We start from the raw sequence: 23,457 nt of genomic DNA, 5'->3' as shown, positions 1-23,457 counted from the left end.
TCCTCTTAGAAGCCCAAACTTGATAAAAGATCATCGACTTCATCTTGATCAGATACAACATCGTTACGCGATTCTTTATCAATAATAGGGCCTTCAGGACCTGCTAAAGTTTGTGTGGCAACTGGTTCTTTTATTTTTTGTTGTTCTACTTTATTCACGGTGCTGTCACTGTCATCTTGTTCAGCAAACGCTGTTAAAAGATGAAGTAAGCTTTCTTCTACTTCCCTAACAAGTTCTATAACACGGCGAATAACTTGGCCTGTTAAGTCTTGATAGTCTTGAGCCATTAGTACATTTGTCATTAAGCTTTGAAGCTCATCTGTTTTATGATGAGAGTTATTCATAAACTTATCGATACTGTGGCAAAGTTGTTTAAACTCACCAAGCTCGATCTCGCGGCTCATTAAACGATCCCATGTCGGTTTGATATGAGATATTTCATCTGCTAATTGCTGGGCTATAGGAAGACTAGCCTCCACTGCATCCATTGTTTTATTAGCCGCATTTTCTGTCATTTCTATAACATAATTAAGCCGCTTTTTAGCATCTGGAATAGCATCAGTCGTTATGTTAGTTAAGCGAGTGTCAAGCTCAAAACTTTTAAGGGCTTCGTGCAATTGACGGGTCAACTTTCCAACTTCAGCAAATAATTCAGACTGCTCTTGCGAGGCAGTCTCTAAAATCAACTGATTTGCTTTATCTTGCTCATCATTTTCTAAAAAAACAACGAGCTGACGAGCTTGTTCTAACGTTATTTGAGGCGCAGCTAGTGCTGGCATAAGCCTCTCCCCCATCATTAGCCTAAGCGTTCAAATACTTTTTCTAACTTAGTTTTTAATGTTCCAGCCGTAAAAGGCTTAACAATATAACCATTAACGCCAGCTTGCGCTGCAGCTATTATTTGTTCTTTTTTAGCTTCTGCCGTTACCATTAATACAGGGATATGTTTTAACTTATCATCTGCACGAATTGCTCTTAAAAGGTCAATACCTTGCATTCCAGGCATATTCCAATCAGTAACTACAAAATCAAACACTTGATTTTGCAACATAGGCAAAGCTGTAGACCCGTCATCAGCCTCTTGAACGTTAGTGAAACCTAAATCACGTAACAGGTTTTTTATAATGCGTCTCATCGTTGAAAAATCATCAACTACAAGAATTTTCATGTTTTTATCCAAAACATCCCCCAGTGAGGTATTAACCTTTGTTTACTTACTACTAATTTATCCAGTCATTGATTTTAGCTTTAAGCTTAATCATCGCCTGACCATGTATCTGACTTACACGCGATTCACTTACATCGAGTATATGTCCTATTTCTTTTAAATTCATTTCATCGTTATAGTACAAAGAAAGCACCATTGCATCACGCTCTGGTAATGACTTAATTGCACTTAGCAAAGACTCATTAAACCGATCATTTTTAACATTATTAAAAGGTTTATCTTGCGCTAAATCTTGGCCTACGGGAGTAATGACATCCTCATCAACACCAAGGTCTTCAATACCTAGTATTTTACTCGCATTCACATCATTTAAAATATGATGGTACTCATTGAGTGAAATTTCAAGTTTTTCAGCAACTTCTGTATCTGTTGGTTCGCGATTAAGACTACTTTCGAGCCCTGTAATTGCTTCTGCAACTTGTCGGCTTTTACGATGTACTGAGCGAGGAGCCCAATCACCACGGCGCATTTCATCTAGCATGGCACCACGAATACGAATACCTGCAAAGGTTTCAAAGCTTGCGCCCTTAGTTGCATCGAAGTTTTTTGAAGCTTCTATTAAACCTATCATTCCTGATTGAATTAAATCATCAAGCTGAACGCTAGGTGGTAATCGAGCAATTAGATGACATGCCACTTTTTTGACAAGTGATGCATGCTTCTCAACAATCACATTTAAGTTTTGTGTTGATTGATATCCCATAGCTCTATTCACCAATATTGTCATAATTAGCCGTTTACTAGTTTCTCAATGAAAAACTCTAAATGCCCCGATGGTTGGTTTGGTATTGGCCATTTAACTGCTTTTGTTGCCAGCGTTTTAAACGCAAGAGCGGCTGGCGAATTAGGAAAGAGCTCTACTATTACTTTTTGACGACGCGTTGCTTTGCGCATATTTTCGTCATAAGGAACCGTTGCTACTAGCTCCATTGACACATCTAAAAAGCGATCGGTAACCTTAGATAGCTTTGCAAATAATTCAGTGCCTTCACGCATACTGCGGACCATATTGGCAACAATTTTAAATTTATAAACGCCATGCTCACGGCTTAATACTTTAATAAGTGCGTAAGCATCTGTGATTGATGTTGGTTCATCGCACACTACAACCATTACATCTTGTGCTGCGCGCGAAAAGCTCAGCACCATGTCCGAAATACCAGCGGCGGTATCTACAATTAAAATATCAAATTCGGTATTCAATTCGCTAAACGCACGAATTAGTCCAGCATGCTCCGATGGTGATAACTCAACCATACTTTGCGAACCCGATGTAGCGGGTACAATTTTAATACCAGCAGGACCTTCAACTAAAATTTCGTCAAGCTCACACTCACCAGACAAAACATGTGATAAATTACGCTCTACACGTAAACCAAGCATCACATCACAATTTGCTAAACCTAAGTCAGCATCCAGTACTAGTACTCTATTACCTTGCTGCCCTAGTGCAATAGCGGTATTTAGAGAAACATTTGTTTTCCCCACCCCACCTTTACCACCGGTTACAGCGATAACTTTAACGCCGTTGTTATTGTTTTGACTCATTTTGCGCAGGCCGCTTGCTTGATCTAATACTGTGTTAATCATACATCCCTACTGTACTTGGCGCCACTGCTTGATGCCTTGAATGTTGTGCTTTTGTTCTTTTTAAATATAATTGCTCAGCCTTTTTCACTAGTTTTTCAGCATTTGCAACACGAATATCTTCTGGTACTCGTTGTCCGTTAGTAAGATACCCTATTGGAAGGCGATTTTGAATCGCAATACTAATAATCTCACCCAAACTTAATGATTCATCTAACTTGGTGAAAATACAACCACTTAACTGTACTTTTTTAAAGTGGCGTACAGTTTCTTGTAATACATTCATTTGCGCTGTGGCACTGAGTACCAGGTAGTTGCGAATGTCCACACGCTGGTTGCGCATTAACGTATTTAACTGCTCAGTTAAGCGTAAATCTCGTTGGCTCATACCTGCCGTATCAATTAACACTAGACGTTTATTTCGTAAATGATATAAAACTTCAGCTAACTCATTAGCATCTTTAACTTGTTTAACACCACAACCAATAATACGGCCGTAAGTTGCAAGCTGCTCATAAGCACCAATTCTGTATGTATCCGTGGTTATTAAGGCCACTTTATCAGCGCCATACTTTTGTGCACCTAACGCTGCAAGCTTAGCAACTGTCGTGGTTTTGCCCACACCGGTTGGACCCACTAACGCATATACACCACCTTGGCGAAGTATTTCGTTATTGGTCGTTTGCATTTGATCTTCAACCATTGTTAGCAATGCTTTCCAGCCTTGTTGACGAGATACATCGTCAGGTACAAAACATGCCATTTGCTGCGCGACTTCTTTATCAATACCCATGCCGACCAAACGGTCAACCATACAAGCACGAGTTGGGTCGCGGCGTGCCATGTCTTGCTGCATTAAACCCGATACTTGATGTTCTAATAATTGACGAATTGCGTTCATTTCTTCACGCATTGTTGTCATTTCTTCGCTTTCATTATTTTTATTTTGTGGGCGAGCAGTTACCGGGCTATCTAAATCATCAAAGTCACGGTCTAAATCATCAAAACCTAAGCTATCGGCTTGAGTTTGTGGACGTGCCAGGGCTTCATCATCACGTGCAAACATATTTTTAGTACGCGGCTGCGCAGCCGGTTCTTGATAGTTATCGGTTGTATCAATACCCGATTGTGAAAACATAGATGCTAGTTCAGGAGAACGTGGACGCGGTGATTGACGCTCTAATAATGCTTGTAAGCTGTCAGCCACTTTTGCTTGAGGCTCAGGTTTGGCACGCTGAGGCTCTGGCTTTATAAAATTATGCATACTTTGCTGTGGCGCTTGAACACGAGGCTCAGCAGTACGTTGTGGTTGCGCTGCTACTTTAGGGGCTGCTTTGTCATAATCAACTGCCGCTACAATTTCTACACCGTTAGCCAGCTTCTTATTTGACATAATAACCGCATCAACACCTAACTCATCTTTAACTTCTTTAAGTGCTGTGCGCATATCTTTAGCAAAAAAACGTTTAATCTTCATGGTTTAACCCCTGTTAAAATCTTATTGTTGGCCTACCGAGCTTACAATCTTGATCTGTCTTTCATCTGGTACCTCTTGATAAGACATCACTCTCAATCCTGGAATGGTGTACTTAACAAAACGAGATAACACAGTGCGTAACATTCCTGACGTTAGCAATATAGAAGGTTCACCGGCCATTTCTTGATTTTGATGCGCTTGTGTCAATGACACTTGAAGTCGCTCTGCAAGTCCAGGCTCAATACCGGCACCTTCATCGCCTGCATTTTGTAATGACTGATGCAACATCTGTTCCAACTCAGGCGCCAAGGTTATGACAGGGATTTCTGATGACATACCCACCGCATCTTGAACAATTAATCTACGCAGAGAAATACGCACTGCGGCCGTTAATACATCAGGGTCTTGGCTACGCGGGCCGTATTCAACAAGGGTTTGAACAATTGAGCGCATGTCGCGAATAGCCACCCCTTCATTCAATAAATTTTGTAGTACTTTTACAATTGCAGTTAATGGTAATACATCGGGTACTAGTCCTTCCACTAAACGAGGATGACTTTTAGCAAGCATATCAAGCAAGTTTTGGACTTCTTCATGTCCTAGTAATAACGCTGCACTGTTGGTTAATAACTGGCTAATATGGGTTGCAACTACCGTGGCAGAATCAACTACGGTATAACCGAGTGATTGCGCTTCATCTTTTTGATCGGGTTTTATCCATACTGCATCAAGGCCAAAAGCAGGGTCTTTAGTGTCAACGCCTTTAATTGGACCAAATACTTGCCCTGGGTTAATCGCTAGCTCGTCGCCATGTTTAAGCTCGCTCTCACCGGTTGAAACACCCATTAACGTTATTCTGTAAGCATTAGGGTCAAGCTCTAAATTATCGCGAATATGCACAGGCGGCACCAAAAAACCAAGTTCTTGGGAAAGCTTTTTACGTACACCTTTAATACGATTAAGTAACTCACCACCTTGTGATTGGTCAACTAAAGGAATTAATCTGTAACCTACTTCTAAGCCAATTACATCAACCTGTTGAACGTCATCCCAACCAAGTTCTTTTTGTTCTTGTTTATTTGCAACACCCGTTGCTGCACTTCCACCATTGGCGGCCTCTTCAGCTTCTGCAGCAGCGGCTTTTAATTTACTTTGTTGTGTGTAGTAAGCTAAATAGCCTAATAACGCACCTAAACTCAAAAAAGCAAAGTGCGGCATGCCAGGCACAATACCCATGATGATCAAAATACCTGAAGCAATAAATAATGACTTTTCATTACCAAGTTGTTTCTTGAATTGATCCCCCATATTGAGCGATTCATTTTGGCGTGTTACAACAATTGCAGTACCAATAGAAAGCAATAAAGAAGGAAGTTGAGCAACTAAGCCATCACCAATGGTAAGTAATGTATATACTTCCATGGCATCGCCAAAGCCCATATTGTGCTGAATCATCCCTACAAATAAACCACCAACAATATTGATGATTAATATGACAATACCTGCAATGGCGTCGCCTTTTACAAATTTACTTGCACCATCCATTGAACCGTAAAAATCGGCCTCGCGTGTTACTTCCTCACGGCGGTCACGCGCTTGCTCAGCACTGATAAAACCAGCGTTTAAATCGGCGTCAATGGCCATTTGCTTACCCGGCATTGCATCAAGGGTGAAACGTGCAGATACCTCAGAAATACGCCCAGCACCTTTAGTAATTACCACAAAGTTAATAATGATCAGAATTAAAAATACGACCAAACCAACAGCGTAGTTACCACCAATAACCACGGAACCAAACGCTTCAATTACTTTACCTGCAGAGTCACCACCATTATGACCTTCAAGTAGTACAACACGAGTACTGGCCACGTTAAGCGCTAAGCGCATAATCGTAGCGATAAGTAGTACAGAGGGGAATATACCAAACTCAACCGGCTTCATCGTGTAAACAGTCACGAGTAAAACCACTAATGCGAGGGCAATATTAAACGAGAAAAGAATATCGAGTAAAAATGGCGGTAACGGTAAAATCACCATTCCTAAGGCAGCAAGCACCAGCAAAGGAGTACCTACCCCTTTGGCATAGTCTTTTTTATCTCTGTTAAGTTGTTGTAATACCGCTTTAAAACTCATAATTCTACAATTTCAAAAAATTGACACTACGTAGAATTAGCAATAACTATTCCAAGTTACTAAGTTAGCAGTTTAATACTTATAGTCGTCGGGGATTGGGAGCTTATTATTAAGTTTAGTTGGACGTTTTCCGCGCCCTTTATTAAAGCGTTTAAGCTGAAATACATACGCTAAAACTTGCGCCACAGCGGTAAATAGCTGATCAGGTATTTGCTCTCCTACTTCAGCTGTATGATAAAGCGCTCGCGTCAACATGGGGGATTCTAAAATAGGTACTTCGTTACCTATTGCTACTTTACGAATTTGCATCGCCATTTCATCAATACCTTTCGCAATTACAATGGGCGCTCCTGCGCGCTCTGTATCGTATTTTAATGCCACTGAGTAATGAGTTGGATTGGTAACAATAACATCAGCGTCTGGGACGTCTTGCATCATGCGGTTTTGCGACATTTGCCGTTGTGTTTGCCTAATACGCGCTTTTATTTGAGGATCACCTTCAGAGTTTTTATACTCATCTTTAATCTCTTGCATGGTCATTTTAAGTTGTTTGTTATGGTTATAACTTTGAAATGGCGCATCAATAGCCGCAATAATAATTAAAGTGCATGAAAGGCCTAAAAACATCCAGCCTAAAATCTCTAAGGCATGAATAATATTACCCGGTGCACTTTCTAAACTTAAATGCAGTATTTCATCAAAATAAGTATTAATTAAAAACACAGCAAAACTTGCAACCAAGCCAAACTTTAAAAGTGATTTTATAAGCTCAATAGCCGCTTGCGGGCCAAACATGCGCTTAAAGCCTTTCATTGGCGACATTTTACTTGCTTTAGGGGCGGCGGCTTCCCAGCTAAAGTTAAAACCACCCAACAACGTATTACCGATAAATGCAGCTAACACTATAATTAATACAAACATAGCCATAGGAAACATTAGTGCGTCTGCAACTTCTCCCCATACGGCAAACATTTTAGTAGTATCAAAGGCTTCGTTGCGATTTAAGCTAAGGGTTCGGCCCATTACATTGTATAAACCTTTGCCAATTTCGGGTCCATACATCAAAAGCGATATAGCCGAAAAAATAAGTACAAACATGGTACCTAGCTCTTTTGAGCGCGCTATTTGGCCTTTCTTTTTAGATTCTTCAAGCTTTTTGGATGTGGGTTCTTCTGTTTTTTCTTGTCCTGAGTCTTCAGACATACCTTTCTCCTAAGGTGAGCAACCAACTAAAGTACACATAAGCTCAACCATTTTTAGCCACTGAAACTCAAACTGAGTAACAAAGTTACCTAATGTTGCCCAAATAATAATAAGCCCAGCCACCAAGGTAAACGGAAAACCAATAGAGAAAATATTCAACTGCGGTGCCGCACGCGTCATAATGCCAAACGACATATTAATCACGAGCATAGCGGTAAGCGGAGCAAGGGAGAGTACCAATGCTGTAGTAAACATCCAGCCACCCCACGTCACTATGTCCCAGTAATGGTCTACAGACCACCATGTACCATCAATCGGTAGCACTTGAAAGCTATGCACCACCATTTGAATCATCATTAAATGACCATTAAAAGCAAAAAATAGCAAGGTGGCCAAAATAAGAAAAAACTGGCCAACTGCGGGCACACTTGCACCATTAGAAGGGTCAATAACCGAAGCAAAACCTAAGCCTGTTTGCATAGCGAGTATTTGCCCTGCCAACACAAAGGTATTTAATAAAAGTATTGATGCAAAACCAATAGCAACACCAATCATCATTTGTTGGATAACGACTAAAATCATCTCAAACGAAAACAAATTAGTGAAGGTTGCAGGCGGCAGAACAGGCACTACAACAAGGGTTACAACAACCGACAACCCCATTTTTATACGCGTAGGCACATTTTTAGCACCCAAACCTGCCATAATCATAATCATTGAGCTAATACGTACCAGGGGCAGCAAAAAGTCGCTCAACCATTGAATAACTACCGCAAAGGGATACTCCACATTTAACCTGCAATTTCAGGAATGAGTAACACTAGGCGAGTAAAAAAGTCCATTAGCTCTTGAGTTAGCCAATGCCCACCAACAATAAGCGCACTTATGGTAATTAATAAACGAGGTAAAAAACTCAATGTTTGTTCGTTGATTGACGTTGCAGCCTGAAACACCGCAACCACTAAACCAATAATTAAGCCTGGTACTACAATTGCCGACACCAATTTAATAACTAAAAATAGTGCGTCACTAAGAATATCAACAAAAATTTCCGGTTCCATGTTGTACTCCTATTGTTGAATCGTGTTGATGCTTTGCATACTAAGTCCCTAAACCAAAGCTTTTGGCTAAAGTACCCATTACCAAGCTCCAACCGTCTACAAGTACAAATAGCATTATTTTGAACGGCAAGGACACTATCATGGGGGAAAGCATCATCATACCCATCGCCATTAATACCGAAGCGACCACTAAATCTACGATTAAAAATGGGATAAAAAACATAAATCCGATTATAAATGCGGTTTGCAGTTCACTGGTTACAAATGCAGGGATCAATACTATTAATGGCGTATCTTGTGGCGAGTCGAGTTGATCGTAACCTGCAATTTTAGCAAACGTTTCTAAATCTTTAAGACGAACTTGAGAAAGCATAAACGCTTTCATTGGCTCTTTAGCAAGCTCTAAAGCCTCTACTGATGTAACCTGTTCATTTAAGTAGGGTTCTATAGCTCGCTCGTTTACCTGCTGATAAATAGGCGACATTATAAAAATACTTAAAAAAAGCGACATACCTAATAACACTTGGTTTGACGGTGTTTGCTGCAAACCTATTGCTTGGCGCAAAATGGCGAGTACAACAATTATTCGTGTAAAGGAGGTCATCATAATTATGGCAGCCGGTATAAAACTCAGCGCCGTCATAATTGCTAAAACTTGTAACGTTACTGAGTAATCCTGTGTGCCATCAGCGTTTGTTGTAATAGTAAGCGCATCAATTCCTTCTGCGCTTACACTTGGTACAAACACCATGGCAAAAATAATAAGCAGCCACTTTGTCATAGGTTTAATTCTTTTTATTTTGGTTTGATTGCGGGTTTAAAAGTTTACCAAATCGTTTAGCGAGTTCAGGCAGTTCTTTTTCACTTAATGGGGTTTCTAACTTGTGTAAGTAATTAATACTGTGAGGAGTTACACCAAGTAAGTGCTGAGCATTATCTATTTCAACAACCATTAAACGCTCGCGAGAGCCTAAAGGTAGGCTTCTGACTACTTTAAATTCATCGCTGTTTGCTAAATTTGGATTAAGCTTTTTAACAAAAAATGCCAGCACAATAATTAGTACTAGCACCATAACAAGCGACAGCACCATAGAGAGTATATCTCCAGTGGGTGTTGCCACATCTGCTTTTGAAAAAACGGAACTCGTTAAAGCAATTAATAAGCTCATCGTAGTTTTTTGATCCGCTCTACTTGGCTTATTACGTCAGTTAAGCGAATACCAAACTTATCGTTTACTACAACTACTTCGCCATGCGCAATCAATGTGCCGTTAACTAATACATCAAGTGGCTCACCTGCAACACGATCAAGCTCAACTACTGAGCCTTGGTTAAGTTGCAATAAGTTACGAATATTAATTTTAGAGCGCCCTACTTCCATTGAAATAGTAACGGGAATATCTAAAATAGTGTCGAGTTTTCGCTTTTCATCGCCACTCATTTCATGTTTTGAATCGCTTAACTCATCAAGCTCTGCAACGTGTGCTTCGCCACTTTCATCCGGACCTTCGGCTTCTGCTAATGCTGCTGCCCATTCGTCCATTGTATCTTGATCATCGCTCATACTTTTAACCTTTTAATCAATTACCAGTCTAAGTCTACACCGTCAGAGAGGTGTAAATCATCTTCTAGTTCTGCTAATTCTGCATCTGAGTCAATTTTCTTGCCGCCTTTGGTAAATACATGCAGCTCAGATTTAACTGAATCAGGTCGTTTAATTTTTTCACTAATTTGCAGCGCAACATTATCGCGAGAGCGACCCATTTTAGCTCTAAATGTAGGGAGTTCTTCAACAAACACGGTTATATGCTCAGGCATTTCAACCGGAATAATATCACCGGCTTTGAGTTCCATAATTTGTTTTAAGGTTAAATCAACTTCAAGTAACTGAGTTGATATTTCAACCTCTACATCCATTATTTCATCACGAAGTGCTTTGCTCCAACGTAAATCCGTATCTTCAGTATCAGATTGAACACCCGCATCTAACAGTTCTCGAATCGGCTCAAGCATTGAGTAAGGTAAAGCAATATGAAAATCGCCACCGCCACCATCAAGCTCAATATGAAAAGAGCTAATAACCACAACCTCGGTTGGGCTTACAATGTTAGCCATTGCTGGGTTTACTTCAGAATCGAGATATTCAAACGATACATCCATAACCGGTGCCCATGCTTCTTTGTAATCTTCAAAGATTATTTTAAGGAGCATTTGTACAATTCGACGTTCTGTAGGAGTAAATTCTCGGCCTTCTATTTTTGCATGATAACGCCCGTCACCACCAAAAAAGTTATCTACCAAAATAAACACAAGCCGTGCTTCCATGGTAATCAGGCCAGTGCCTTTTAAAGGTCTAAAACGCACCATATTCAAACTGGTTGGTACAAATAGAGTATGAATATACTCGCCAAATTTAATCATTTGTACGCCGTTAATAGACACCTCTGCGGTGCGGCGCATCATGTTAAATAGGCTAATTCGCATATGGCGAGCAAAGCGTTCATTAACAATTTCCAGCGTCGGCATACGACCACGTACGATCCGATCTTGCGAAGAAAAATCGTACTGAAGCGTACTCCCTCCGCCATCTTCACCTTCGTGTATATCTTCCTCTTCAACGTCATCAACACCATGCAATAGCGCATCAATTTCCTCTTGGGATAATAAATCGCTCACGCTAGCCCCTTATTGCATTACAAAGCCGGTAAACAATACCCGCTCAATTACTTTACTGCCTTCAACATCCATTAAGGCTTTTTGTACCTTTTCAAGTGCAGAAAAACGAAGTGTTTCTTTACCACTACTTGTACTTAATTCATCAGCTGTTGTAGTAGAAAACACGCTTAGTAGCGTCCCTTCTATAAGCGGAATATGTTTCTTGGCTGTTTCTTCATTTACTTCACCACGTACTAATAATTGTACTTTAATTTGTACAATTCTGTCGCGGCTTGAGCCCGGTACGTTAAACACAAATGGGCGTGGCATAGCAACATATAAAGCACTGCCCATTTCTGCTGAATCACCCGCTGCAGCAGAAGGAGCATCAGTAGACATTGCAGTCTCTTCATCTAAGGTTTCAACTGGCGTATCCGAACCCGACATAAAAAAGTAACCCGCAGCCCCACCTACAATAAGTAGTACCGCTACTATAATTATTATTAGTTTCTTTTTACTTTTTCCGGTTTCTTCAATTTCTAAACTTGCTTCTTCAGCCATCATGATTCCTTTAATTGCAAAGGTACTTGCTTGTTTTAACTATTATAATAGCAGTACTTAGGCATAGTAATCTATTGATGATGAAGTTTGTTGTCGAGAACTTTGTGCAGTATTATTTGCTTGCTCGTTATTTTCATCATTAACCGACTTATTATTAGCCAAATTACCTTGAGTTCCGCTCTCACTTTGATCCGAGGTTTCACTACCTGATTGCCCATAAGAAATAGTGCTTTCACCAAGCTCTAGCCCCTGTTGCGCTAGCATTTCACGCAAACGCGGCATTGATTGCTCAAGTGCCTCTTTAGCTTGTTGGTTTTGTACTACAAAGTTTATGTGTGCTTGTTCTGCATCGCTACGAATACGAATTTGCATGCTACCCATTTCAGGTGGATCAAGGCGAATTTCTGCTTCTTTATTATTAATGCTCAGCATTGAGCTAACGCGATCTTGCAGTAATTTAGCCGCATCACTTTTAACAATATTAATTGCCTGCATAACACCTGGGTCAATACTTATCTGCTTTACTTGTGATGTACTTTGTAATTGTTGAGTTTGTATTATTTGGGTATCAAGTAAGCTCTGATCATAACCCAATGAGTCGTATTGGCTTAATGTACTTGATTGCTGAGTATTTAGAGCGGCTGTAATTTGCGTAAATACTTGTGCTACGCGTGCCGGTGTTTGCTCTGCAGTAATATTTTTTAGCCCATCTTTTTGCATCAGCTCAGATGACTTTGCTGCGTTTTCATCCTTTATATAAGCTGTAGCAACCTTACTTGGTTCAGCATTTTCACTTATCGATATTTTTGAGCTGATTTTTTGCAAGTCATTTACAACGCTCTGAGTAACTGGCGCTACAAATATTTTTGAGTCTGATTTTGCTGTATCAGCCAAACCTATTTCAATTGAAGCTTTTAATTCATTAACTGTTTGCTTAAGCACTGACAACTGCTCGCCTTTAGGCTGCTCAGCTTTAATATAAGCGTTTAATTGTGTTAACAAGCTTTGCTTTTCAGTGGTATTAAGCGTATCAATCTCAGAACTAAAAGACTGTTTAACTACGCTACCTTGTGCTTCTTCATTATCAGTAATAAATTGCGCAAGCATTTGTTTAAGGTTGGCAGTGCGATCAGTAGTCGCACTATTAGTCGAGCCGGCATTGTCTAATGTCTTAATTTGCGCATTAAGTTGCGAGCGCTGCTCAGGCGTTAAACTAGTAATAACGTTATTAGCTTTAATTAAGCTCGTATCCTTAGTCATTAAAGTATCTATTGCAGCACTTTTTTCACTTTCAGATGTCTGTGAATTTACTTGTATCATTTCTGGTTCAGCTAATAGAGAGGTCGCTGAAGAAGGAGTTACTGGCGTAGGCACTGGTGTTGGCAACACTATATTTTTTGAGTTTTTATCAACGGGTTTGTCTTGAACTAATTGATTTTTTATATCCATTGAAATTAATTCAGCATCATCAACTATAGGGCCAATACTGTCATCAGGCTTTTTATTTAATGGCTGTTCAATAGCTTCGGCAACACCACTTTTATGATACTTGCCTTCATTTAATGGTAACGAATTCAAAGGTAGTGAGTTTGAGCTATCAATTTTTGAGCCCTTTAAGTCCGCTGTTTTAGAGTCAGCATTATCTAACTCTGTACTTTCAGTTGCTTCAAAAGGCTTATTAATCGAAGTGCTCATTGCTTGTGCTGAATTAATCTGGTCAAGCATCTCAACAGATACAAAAGTAACGTCGTCTGCTGTGTCTTCATCTCGCTTTGCACTCAGATTTTCATTTTCTTCTTTTTGTTTATGCTTAGGAATGGCAATCGAATTTTCGGCATTAGGATTTTTATTGCCTTTTAGCAAAGGCTCCATAGAGTTATGCGCTTCGTTTAGTTGGCTTAAAAACTCCTCGCCTAAATTTTCTTCGCTATTAGCTAAGCTATTGTCTTTAAAAGCTAACAAAGAGTCTTTTTCAGAAGAAGCTAAAAACGAAATGTTATTCATCGCCATAAATCACCTAATACCATTACGGCAATATGCCACCGCATACTGCCAAAAGTTAAATTCCACTAAGTAACAAAGCAATTAACGTGCCTGAATTACAAAGCTTTACGACGTTGAAAAAACTGATTAGCAGAAAATTCATCTAACATTTTTTGCTCATTTTTTGCCATTAACGCATTTGCTTTGAGTTTTTGATTTTCGATTAATTTGGCGACTGCTTTAGCTTTAATTTGCTGCTTAAGCCACAGCGTTTTACGTTGAGTAACAACTTGCTTAGCCGTATTTACGGTACTTGCTTGTTGACGAATTGCTTCTTCAATTTTAGCTATAAAGGCATGGTACTGCCCAAACCCGGCGCTGGATAAACCCGACTTACCTTTTATGTGTAACTGCTGAGAGTATTCAAGTCTAAAATTATTTAAACCTTGTAGCTTTTGTTGATTCGATTGCAAGTTTTGATTAGCTTGTAAGTAACTCATGCGCAAATTTTCTTCTTTATCATTTTCAATTTTGAGCAATAAATCGAGTTTGTTTTTAGCCATTATGCTTGTCCTAGTAACTGAGCAAGACCTTGCAGACCATCATCGTAACTAATGACATCTCGCATACCTTGTTGTAAAAATGCATTTACTCTTGGCATCATGTTTATTGCTTGGTCGAGCATTTGATCGGTCCCTTTTTGATAGGCACCTAACGTAATCATGTCTTTGTTTTGTTGATACATTGAATACACTTGTTTAAGCACTCGGGCTTGTTGCATATGCGGCTCAGAAACAACTTGAGGCATAACACGCGAAATCGACTTTTCTATATCTATTGCGGGATAGTGCCCACTGTCAGCTAAATCACGCGATAGTACAATGTGGCCATCTAAAATAGCTCGCGCGGCATCAGCAATAGGGTCTTGCATATCATCGCCTTCACTTAACACCGTAAAAAAAGCCGTTATTGAGCCTTGCCCTTCACCACCATTACCAGCACGCTCCACCAGCGCAGGTAATTTAGCAAACACCGAAGGCGGGTAACCCTTTGTAGCAGGCGGCTCGCCTACAGCAAGTGCAATTTCACGTTGCGCCATTGCGTAACGCGTTACCGAATCGAGTAACAATAATACGTTTAAACCCTGATCTCTAAAATACTCTGCAATAGTTACGGCGCTCTCACAGCCTTTTAAACGCATAAGCGGTGATGAATCAGCAGGCGCTGCAACAACGACTGAACGTTTACGGCCTTCTACACCGAGTATTTCTTCAATAAATTCTTTTACTTCGCGGCCACGCTCACCTACTAGGCCAACAACAATTACATCAGCTTCGCTACCTCGGGTCATCATACCCAACAGTACTGATTTACCGACACCAGAGCCTGCAAACAAGCCCATACGTTGGCCTTGCCCTACTGTAATTACCGAGTTAATAGCACGCACACCTACGTCCATAGGTTTAGTGATTGGTCTTCTTGAAAGCGGGTTTATAGTATTTTGCGCAAACTTTAAATGATGCTCAGCATTAATTTTACCCAAGCCATCTAGCGGTCGACCTAAGCCATCCACCACGCGCCCCAATAAGCTCATGCCTACAGGTAAACCTAAATTATTAACTTGGGGAATAACACGCGCACCAGGAAGTACACCAGAGATATGATCGTTAGGCATTAAGTACAAAGTTTGATCGTTAAAACCGACTATTTCGGCATCTACAAAGCCGTTCATGGTTTCTATTTTACATTGGCTACCAACGGGTGCACGTAAACCTCTAGCCTCAAGCGTAAGGCCAACAACACGCGTTAAAATACCGGCCACAGCAGGCGCTGGGGTTTTAATATGTTGTTGATACTGAGATAAGCGTTCGCTTAAAGGTGCACGTTGAGTTGACATAACACGCCAATAAAGTAGTTAGATACCACTATTATGCAAAAAACTATCCAACGTTTCTTTGACACGTGTTTTAAGAGTCATATCGAGTGACGATTGCGCTGTTTTAACTTCACAGCCACCGCGTTCAAGTGTCGGTTCTGCCATTAATTGCCAGTTATTATCAATAATGGTTTGTTCGCCGTAGCTCTCTTTTATGAGTTCTAAATCTTCGGGATTTAAATGTATTCGTACTTTTTCTTGTTCCGCATTAAGTGAATCAATACTTTGCTTTAACGTATGTAAAATCACATCTGGCGATGTTTTTACTTCTTGATAAATAACAGCTTCCGCCAACATGCTAGCAAGTTGTACTAATTGCTTCTCGGCTTGTTCGTCCACTTTATCTAGCGGTGCAGTTAACCCTTCTAAAATAGCTTTTAAACTTGTTAACTGCTCTTCAATTAATGGTTTTACATCTTCAAGGCCTTGTGTTTTACCTTGTTCTAAGCCTTCTTTGTAGCCTGCTTCTTTACCTTCGCCAACGCCTTTTTCAAAACCGTCTATGTAGCCTTGCTCATGACCTTGCTTAAGGCCTTCTTCGTACGCGTCTTGTCTTATGCGTTCAAGCTCAACCATGGTAAGCGCAGGAAGCTCTGGTTCTTGCGGCTCATCAATTGGCATTTCTTCGGCTAATTCTTTTTTGTACAACTCACTAAGTGGAGTGCCATAAGCTGTAGAGCGATTACCAAAACTGCTCTCATCTGGTGCTACATCTGGAATAGCCCAGTTTTTTAATAATTCATCTGCTTCATCAGCTCGAAGTGTGCGCCCTTTGAGTTTGCTCATGGTTTACAGGAACTCCTCGCCACCGCCGCCGCCCAGCTGAATTTCACCCGAGTCAGATAAACGACGTGCTGTTGATAAAATCTCTTTTTGTGCTGCTTCTACTTCGCTTATACGCACCGGTGCCATGGCTTCTAAGTCATCAGCAAGCATTTCGGCTGCGCGCTTAGACATATTGCCCAGTATTTTATCTTTAAGGGCATCGTCGGTGCCCTTAATTGCTTTCATTAATACGTCTTGTTGTACTTCTCGTAGGATTGCTTGAATACCACGGTCTTCAACATCCATTAAGTTTTCAAATACAAACATTAAGTCTTGAATTTGCTGCGACATCTCTTCATCGTGCTCACGAATAGAGTCCATTAACTGCCCTTCTACGTTGGTATCAAGGTAATTCATAATATCTGCAGCCGCTTTTAAGCCGCCCATTTTAGCGGCTTGTGCACCAGCTTGGCCGGCAAATTGTTTTTCCATGATTTCGTTTAGTTCTTGCAGTGCAGCTGGCTGAACTTCTTCAAGGTTTGCAATACGCATTGTTAAATCTAAGCGCACTTTTTCAGGAAACTGAGCAATAATTTCAGCCGACTGCTCTGGCTCTAAGTACGATAATACAATGGTTTGAATTTGTGGATGCTCATTACGAATAATATTCGCTACCTGCTTAGAGTCCATCCATTTTAATGAATCCAAGCCTTTAGCGCCTGAGCCCATAACAATTTGGTCAATAAGGCTAGCGGCTTTGTCTTCACCAAGTGCTGCTGTAAGTGCTTTTTTAATAAAGTCTTCTGACTGAAAACCAATAGTACTAAAGCTTTGAATTTGTTCTATAAACAAGTTGTGTACAGCGCTAATCTTAGCTTGTGATAAGTCCTGTAAACCAGCCATTGCCATACCCACTTTTTGCACCTGTTTTGGTTCTAAGTGTTTAAGGATTTGCGCGGCATCTTCTTCTGATAAACTCAAAAGTAATATAGCGGCTTTATCTACTCCATCTAGCTTATCAACATCAAAGGCTGGTGGGAGTTGTTTTTGTTCTTGATCAGTCATCTTCTGTTAACCACGCTTTGACTACTTGTGATGATAGTTCTGGTTCGTTAGCTACAAGGGCACGAATTGCTTTAAGTAGATCTTCGTCGCCATGTAAATCTGGTAATTGCAGTGTACCATCACTTGAGAAACCAACCGAAGCAGAATCAAAGTCTTTATTTAGCATATCAAGTGTATTGTCGCCAATATCTACGCCTGAGCTTAATGCATCGTCATCGTATTCTTCTAGTGTATCGTCTGGGTAAATTAAGCGTTTAAGCATTGGTTTAACTACTGCCATTATCAGTACTATAATAACTAAGGCTCCCAATACAAGGCGGGCTATTTTCATAAACCAGTCTTGTTCCCACAGTGGCACTTCTATTGCTAAATTTGTTTCTTCACGTACAAACGGCACTGTTACGACTTCAAGTGCATCACCACGTTGCATATCAAAACCCACACCACCTTGTAGTAAGCGACGAATATTTGACAATGCCTCTACCGAACGTGGAGTCATGGTTGTTTCGCCGTTTTCTCCCACTTTAGGGACGTAGTCAACAGCAACTGATACGCTTATTCTACGTATTACACCGCTTTGCTGGCGCTTATGAGAAATGGTTGTATCGAGTTCATAATTACGTGTGGCTTCTTTGTGGCTGCGTGTTGGTGATGTAGCTGTGCCTGCACCACCTTGCCCTGCAACCTCAGGAATGTTCGAGTTTAACGGTGGCTGATTTGTAAGCGCACCTGGAATACCAACAGCTAGGCCGCCAATGTTATTTTCTTCAAATGTGGTTTCGCTTCTAACCGCTGGTAGGTCTGGGTTATAACGCTTTTGAGTTTCCTCAATCGAGCTAAAGTCCATACTCAAATCAACTTGAGCTGTATAGTTTGCAAGCCCAACAACCGGTATTAAAATACTGTCTATTTTTTCAAGGTACTCTTGTTCGCGCTTACGTTCTAAATCGTATTCTTTACGAGAGCGTGCTGCTAATGAGCTTTGCGAACCTGAATTTAGTAATCGACCATTTTGATCGGTAACAGTAACTCGCATAGGCTCTAAACCCTGTACTGCCGAGGCAATCATATCAACAACAGAGTCTACTTCTTCACGGTCGAGTGAGCGACCACGCTTAAGCGTTAATACAACAGTTGCTGATGGTTTTTTCTCTCTACGCGCAAATACGTTTTCTTTAGGAATAGCTAACAATACTTTGGCGCGAGTAATGTTGTTAAGCTCTTCAATGGTGCGAGCTAATTGTTGTTCACGGCCATGTTTTAGGCGTTCACGCTCTAAGCGTTGGCTTACACCAAAGCCCATATCTTGCATGATGATGTCAGAACCCGACGCAGGACCTTGCTCTAACCCTTCGCGAGTCATTAACAGTTTAATATTTTGGTATTCACTTTCATCAACCGATACCACATTGCCATCGAGTTGATATTCAATTTGTTGCGCATCTAAAAAGTCGAGCGTTTGAATCAGCTCTTCAGTTTGCATTTTCCCCAATGGGCGCATATCTGGCTGACGAGCCCAAATAATAATAAAAATCGCGATAGCTAAACAAATAGCTAATGCTATAACCAGTGTTACTTGGCGCAATACATCAACGCCATTTAAAGCACTTAAATAGCCTGATTTTTGTTCTTGTTGATCATCACCACTTTGGTCGATACCGCCACCAGCAAGTGCTAGGTCTGTAGATTGGTTAGATTGCGCCACAATAATTCTCCACTACCTAATTAAACAGGCATGTTCATGATTTCTTTATAAGCTTCAACAAGTTTATTACGAACCTGTACTGTAGCCTCAAAAGCAACTGACGATTTTTGAGAAGCAATCATCGCCTCAGCAAGCGATACACTTCGATCCCCCATTTCAACCGCTTTTACTTTTTGACCCGCATCTTGTTGCAAACCGTGCACTGTATTTAGCGCATCACTTAACATGTCGCCAAACTGGGAAGTAGAAGTAGGCTGAACTTGAGTCGGCAATTTATTTATTTGATTATTACGGCCGGCTTCTAAAGCCATTGATTGCATTTCTTGAAATACAGCACTGTTTTGAATTTTCATAATTTATCTCTGACACGCAGTGAACTCTTACAAGTAATAAAGCACAAAGCATGCCAAACATTTAATTGTTTAAATACAGTAAGTTAACTTGATATTTTGTGAGTCAGAGTTTTGACAACCCTAAGTTCGCAGCGCAAACTTAGGGTTTATAGGAGGTTATGCAGGAAGTGAAATACCTAAATCGCGCATTTGCGCTAGTTTATAACGTAAAGTTCGCGGGCTTATTCCCAACGTTTCGGCAACGTCTTTACGTTTACCTTGGCAACGTGCAAGAGTTTCTAAAATAATACGATGCTCTTTGTCTTTAAGCTCATCTTTATAACTACCGGTATCTGCCGCTAGTAAACCTTGCTTAGGTTCAACCTCAACAGGTGATTTTTCATCGTAATATGCAGAGCTTAACGTGCTTTTCTCAATACCTTTATCTGCGTGAGCTAATTCTATTGGTGATACGGTTTGAGCAGGTGCCAATGAAGGCTCCATAACAAAGTTACTAGATACTAAATTTTCAATAAAAATTGCATGCTCATTTATCGTGTTACCAGTTCGCAGTATAAGTGCACGCTGTATAACGTTATCAAGCTCGCGTACATTACCAGGCCACGCGTGAGCCAATAACTTTTGCTCAGCCGCTTTATCTAAATACGCCATGGGCTCTTTGCTTTTACTTATATGGCGCTCAATTAAATGCTTAGCCAATACAATAATATCGCCAGGGCGTTGGCACAATGGTCTCCACATAAGTGGAAACACATTAAGCCTGTAATATAAATCTTCTCTAAACTGGTTTTTAGCAACCGCTTCTTTTAAATCACGATTACTGGTTGCCAAAATACGTACATCAAGCTGAATTGTTTTACGACCCCCTAAACGCTCTACTTCACGCTCTTGCAGTACGCGTAACAGCTTAGCTTGTAGCCCTAAGTCCATCTCTGTAATTTCATCGAGTAAAATAGTGCCGCCTTGTGCTTGCTCAAACTTACCCGGACATGCTTGAATCGCCCCCGTAAAAGCCCCTTTTTCGTAACCAAATAACGTGGCTTCGAGCATATTTTCAGGAATAGCCGCACAGTTAATCGCCACAAATGACTCATTACATCGGCTCGACTTATCATGAATATAACGAGCAAGTACTTCTTTACCAGAACCACTTGGGCCAAGTACCATTACACTTGCATCAGAGCGTGCTACTTTACTTGCAAGCTCCAATAATTGAATACTGGTTGGGTCGGCAACAATAGGGCCGTCGGTTTCTTTTGCTTTTTCAGGCAAATAACGGCTCACCATATTTAATAACACTTCAGGTGCAAATGGCTTAGCCATGTAGTCAATTGCACCTAGGCGCATAGCCTCAACCGCATCATCAATTGTGGCGTACGCCGTCATCATCAATACAGGTAAATCAGGGTGGTTTAATTTAATACTGCGTAGTAAATCAAGGCCACTCATTGCGCCCATTTGCACGTCGCTTACTACAAGCGAAAATTGATCTTTTTTAAGCAGTAACATTGCTTGCTCAGCACTGTTGGCTGCAACACATTCAATACCCGACATTTCAAGGGTATCAATTAAGGCTTCACGAAGCCCAGCGTCATCTTCGACAACTAAAATAGTGTTACTCATAATGACCCCTCTAATTTAGATGTTGCCTTAATAGGCAGTAACAAGCTAAAGCAGGCACCACCCTGCGTATTATTAGTCACATCAACACGGCCTTGGTGCGCACTAGCCACCGAACTCACTACAGCAAGCCCTAAACCTGTGCCCTGACTTTTTGTAGTAAAAAATGGTTCAAAAATTTTATCGCTTTGGCTTAAATCAACACCTGGGCCATTGTCGCTCACACTAATACGAACCATATCTAAATCTTTTAAATCTCTTTGTGCGCTAATTTTTACTTTTGCACCGCCGCCAATAACTTGAATACTATTGTGCACAAGATTTTGAATAGCACTGGCCAGTGCCGTTTTATTACCGACTATTTGTATATCCGGCTCTGGTAAACTTACATCCAACTCACTTTCATTAAGTGCGACCATCGCATCGGCGCCTGCTTTAACTTCTGTTAAAAGCTGCTGCATTGAAACTTGCTCAACCACTTGCTGATCGCCACTTTTAGCAAATAAAAGCATGTCGTTTACTTGAGTTTCTAAATCTTTTAAGCGCGACATTAACTTTGTTTGAAAGTTATCACGAGATGTTTCGGGTAAGCGCTTTGACCCTAAATTAGCAGCATAAAGCATAGCGGCTGAGAGCGGCGTACGTACTTGATGCGCTAACGATGCAACCATTTTACCCAGCGCGCTTAAACGCTGCATATGTGCAACACGTTTTTGTAAGCGGCGGGTTTCGGTTAAATCCGTCATTAAAATAAGTTGCCCAGGCTCTGGTGCTAAAGCGGTAATATCAAGCTTTATTAGGCGCCCGTCTTTTAAAGACACTTCGTGGCCATCATCTTGATGCGGCCTAAAAGAGCGCTGAATAACATTAAACCAGCGTTCGCCTTCAAGTGGCTCACCGAGCATATCAATCGCTATTTGATTCGCTTTCGCAATCAAGCCTTTGCCATCAAGTACAACCACGCCTGCTGGCATGGTATCAACCAAATGCGAAAGCCAACTTGCTTGCTTGCGCAGATCGCTTAATTCACCAATGTACTCCTCTTGAAGTAAACATGGGTTATACTGATTTGCAGAAAAAAACTGTGGTTTTAGCACGCTAGCAAGGGCCATAATCAAATCTCGAATTGATGTAGATACATGTCTAAATGCACGATTTATACCAAAATTTATTTACATACTTATCATTAAGTTACATAAATAATTTGAGCGACATAAAAATGACGCACACAAAAAGGAATAATAATGAGTGAGCAAATAAAGTGCCGTTGCCCGTGGCTCGACACCACTAAACCCGACTACGTTATTTACCATGATGAAGAATGGGGCGTCCCCCTTTATGATGATACAAAGCTGTTTGAATTTATCACGCTTGAATCCGCGCAAGCTGGCTTAAGCTGGTACACAATTTTAAAAAAACGCAGCGGTTATAAAAAAGCATTTGCTAATTTTGACGTACAAAAAGTAGCGCAATTCAGACAAGATGACGTTGAGAGACTAATGCTTAATGAGGGTATTGTGCGCAATCGCTTAAAAATTGCGGCAACTGTTAACAACGCTAAATGCTTTATAGAAATACAAAAAGAATTTGGAAGTTTTAGTAACTACCAATGGCAGTTTGTGGGTAACAAACCGATTATAAGTAATTTAAATAACGTTGAGGATTATCCAGCAATTACAGAGGCATCAACTGCATTCGCTAAAGATTTAAAAAAGCGCGGATTTAAGTTTTTAGGACCAACCACGGTTTACGCTCATATGCAGGCCTGCGGCATGGTTAACGATCACAGTAATGATTGTTTTAGAAAAAAAGAAATTATTGAAGCTTTTAGTGGTGAGTGATTAAAAGCCATAAAAGTGATTTGTTCACAAAGAGGCCAAGAGACGCTGCGCTTTAGAAAAGTAAAGCGTAAGTTGACTATGGTTTCTCATTTACCTTCGTTTTTTTCTTTGTGAAATAACGTTTTATTTAAGTAATTAAAAGCTTCGCTTTTCACGCGAGCAAGCTCTACGTCTACCGCCGAGGTTTAAGTTTGCGTTTATCTTGTAGATACCATCTCTCATTTTAAGCTTCAAGGTCGTATTTAACTTTCTTGGAGCTTAAACGCTTCTTGGTTTTTTATTAC

24 protein-coding genes are annotated in these 23,457 nt (G+C 40.5%); 1 reads left to right on the top strand and 23 read right to left on the bottom strand.

Translation table 11 applies throughout. The features are described 5' to 3' along the window. Positions 1–5: 5 nt before the first annotated feature. From GQR55_RS13420 to GQR55_RS13310, 23 genes are all read right to left on the bottom strand, one after another. Complete coding sequence (locus GQR55_RS13420; protein WP_166420997.1) at positions 6–779, bottom strand: protein phosphatase CheZ; 774 nt, start codon at positions 777–779, stop codon at positions 6–8. A 17-nt stretch (positions 780–796) separates the two neighbouring features. Further along, the gene (gene cheY, locus GQR55_RS13415; protein WP_008132609.1) at positions 797–1,180 is read right to left on the bottom strand and encodes a chemotaxis response regulator CheY; all 384 of its coding nucleotides are present in this window, start codon (positions 1,178–1,180) and stop codon (positions 797–799) included. A 40-nt stretch (positions 1,181–1,220) separates the two neighbouring features. Next, complete coding sequence (locus GQR55_RS13410) at positions 1,221–1,931, bottom strand: RNA polymerase sigma factor FliA (protein WP_033012732.1); 711 nt, start codon at positions 1,929–1,931, stop codon at positions 1,221–1,223. Between the two features lie 26 nt (positions 1,932–1,957). Then, on the bottom strand, positions 1,958–2,818 hold the full coding sequence (locus tag GQR55_RS13405) for a MinD/ParA family protein (RefSeq protein WP_002959312.1): 861 nt from the start codon (positions 2,816–2,818) through the stop codon (positions 1,958–1,960). Further along, positions 2,811–4,292, bottom strand: coding sequence for a flagellar biosynthesis protein FlhF (gene flhF / locus GQR55_RS13400; protein WP_166420996.1), 1,482 nt, complete (start codon positions 4,290–4,292; stop codon positions 2,811–2,813). The genes GQR55_RS13405 and flhF overlap by 8 nt, the downstream gene beginning before the upstream one ends. Positions 4,293–4,313: 21 nt before the next feature. Next, entirely contained in the window at positions 4,314–6,425 is a 2,112-nt protein-coding gene (gene flhA / locus GQR55_RS13395; protein WP_166420995.1) for a flagellar biosynthesis protein FlhA, read from the bottom strand. A 72-nt stretch (positions 6,426–6,497) separates the two neighbouring features. Continuing rightward, positions 6,498–7,628, bottom strand: coding sequence for a flagellar biosynthesis protein FlhB (gene flhB / locus GQR55_RS13390; RefSeq protein WP_166420994.1), 1,131 nt, complete (start codon positions 7,626–7,628; stop codon positions 6,498–6,500). A gap of 9 nt (positions 7,629–7,637) precedes the next feature. Next, positions 7,638–8,417 carry a flagellar biosynthetic protein FliR gene (gene fliR, locus GQR55_RS13385; RefSeq protein ID WP_166420993.1) on the bottom strand — a complete coding sequence of 260 codons (780 nt, stop codon included), beginning with the start codon at positions 8,415–8,417 and terminating at the stop codon, positions 7,638–7,640. Positions 8,418–8,419: 2 nt separating this feature from the next. Continuing rightward, on the bottom strand, positions 8,420–8,689 hold the full coding sequence (fliQ, locus tag GQR55_RS13380) for a flagellar biosynthesis protein FliQ (RefSeq protein WP_002959325.1): 270 nt from the start codon (positions 8,687–8,689) through the stop codon (positions 8,420–8,422). A 40-nt stretch (positions 8,690–8,729) separates the two neighbouring features. Next, positions 8,730–9,470: a flagellar type III secretion system pore protein FliP gene (gene fliP, locus GQR55_RS13375; RefSeq protein WP_166420992.1), complete on the bottom strand. Its 741-nt coding sequence runs from the start codon at positions 9,468–9,470 to the stop codon at positions 8,730–8,732. Positions 9,471–9,474: 4 nt separating this feature from the next. After that, on the bottom strand, positions 9,475–9,858 hold the full coding sequence (fliO, locus tag GQR55_RS13370; RefSeq protein WP_010553903.1) for a flagellar biosynthetic protein FliO: 384 nt from the start codon (positions 9,856–9,858) through the stop codon (positions 9,475–9,477). Then, on the bottom strand, positions 9,855–10,253 hold the full coding sequence (fliN, locus tag GQR55_RS13365) for a flagellar motor switch protein FliN (protein WP_166420991.1): 399 nt from the start codon (positions 10,251–10,253) through the stop codon (positions 9,855–9,857). The genes fliO and fliN overlap by 4 nt, the downstream gene beginning before the upstream one ends. A 20-nt stretch (positions 10,254–10,273) precedes the next feature. Further along, positions 10,274–11,365 (bottom strand): flagellar motor switch protein FliM, encoded by a 1,092-nt coding sequence (gene fliM, locus GQR55_RS13360; protein WP_166420990.1) that lies wholly within the window; start codon positions 11,363–11,365, stop codon positions 10,274–10,276. 9 nt (positions 11,366–11,374) lie between these two features. After that, positions 11,375–11,905, bottom strand: a complete 531-nt coding sequence (fliL, locus tag GQR55_RS13355) for a flagellar basal body-associated protein FliL (protein WP_166420989.1) — start codon at positions 11,903–11,905, stop codon at positions 11,375–11,377. Between the two features lie 57 nt (positions 11,906–11,962). After that, the gene (locus tag GQR55_RS13350; RefSeq protein WP_240916850.1) at positions 11,963–13,915 is read right to left on the bottom strand and encodes a flagellar hook-length control protein FliK; all 1,953 of its coding nucleotides are present in this window, start codon (positions 13,913–13,915) and stop codon (positions 11,963–11,965) included. An 89-nt stretch (positions 13,916–14,004) separates the two neighbouring features. Then, on the bottom strand, positions 14,005–14,451 hold the full coding sequence (gene fliJ, locus GQR55_RS13345) for a flagellar export protein FliJ (protein WP_166420988.1): 447 nt from the start codon (positions 14,449–14,451) through the stop codon (positions 14,005–14,007). After that, on the bottom strand, positions 14,451–15,785 hold the full coding sequence (gene fliI, locus GQR55_RS13340; RefSeq protein WP_002959338.1) for a flagellar protein export ATPase FliI: 1,335 nt from the start codon (positions 15,783–15,785) through the stop codon (positions 14,451–14,453). Before fliI ends, fliJ begins: the two co-directional genes overlap by 1 nt. Positions 15,786–15,803: 18 nt before the next feature. Further along, positions 15,804–16,610, bottom strand: coding sequence for a flagellar assembly protein FliH (gene fliH, locus GQR55_RS13335; RefSeq protein WP_024589950.1), 807 nt, complete (start codon positions 16,608–16,610; stop codon positions 15,804–15,806). Positions 16,611–16,613: 3 nt separating this feature from the next. After that, positions 16,614–17,654, bottom strand: coding sequence for a flagellar motor switch protein FliG (gene fliG / locus GQR55_RS13330; RefSeq protein ID WP_007581881.1), 1,041 nt, complete (start codon positions 17,652–17,654; stop codon positions 16,614–16,616). Continuing rightward, on the bottom strand, positions 17,647–19,359 hold the full coding sequence (fliF, locus tag GQR55_RS13325; RefSeq protein ID WP_166420987.1) for a flagellar basal-body MS-ring/collar protein FliF: 1,713 nt from the start codon (positions 19,357–19,359) through the stop codon (positions 17,647–17,649). Before fliF ends, fliG begins: the two co-directional genes overlap by 8 nt. A 20-nt stretch (positions 19,360–19,379) precedes the next feature. Further along, entirely contained in the window at positions 19,380–19,712 is a 333-nt protein-coding gene (fliE, locus tag GQR55_RS13320; protein ID WP_008168784.1) for a flagellar hook-basal body complex protein FliE, read from the bottom strand. Between the two features lie 156 nt (positions 19,713–19,868). Beyond that, positions 19,869–21,335: a sigma-54 dependent transcriptional regulator gene (locus GQR55_RS13315; protein WP_166420986.1), complete on the bottom strand. Its 1,467-nt coding sequence runs from the start codon at positions 21,333–21,335 to the stop codon at positions 19,869–19,871. Continuing rightward, a complete protein-coding gene (locus tag GQR55_RS13310; RefSeq protein WP_166420985.1) occupies positions 21,332–22,444 on the bottom strand; it encodes an ATP-binding protein in 1,113 nt (370 codons plus the stop codon). The genes GQR55_RS13315 and GQR55_RS13310 overlap by 4 nt, the downstream gene beginning before the upstream one ends. Positions 22,445–22,576: 132 nt before the next feature. Between GQR55_RS13310 and GQR55_RS13305 the strand changes: the two genes are divergently transcribed. Next, entirely contained in the window at positions 22,577–23,173 is a 597-nt protein-coding gene (locus GQR55_RS13305) for a DNA-3-methyladenine glycosylase I (RefSeq protein ID WP_166420984.1), read from the top strand. Positions 23,174–23,457: the final 284 nt, after the last annotated feature.

This window comes from Pseudoalteromonas sp. Z1A8 (assembly GCF_011378855.1).
Taxonomy (GTDB): Bacteria; Pseudomonadota; Gammaproteobacteria; order Enterobacterales; family Alteromonadaceae; genus Pseudoalteromonas.
Note: the sequence above shows the minus strand (reverse complement) of the source record. Positions and strands in the feature narration are given on the sequence as shown.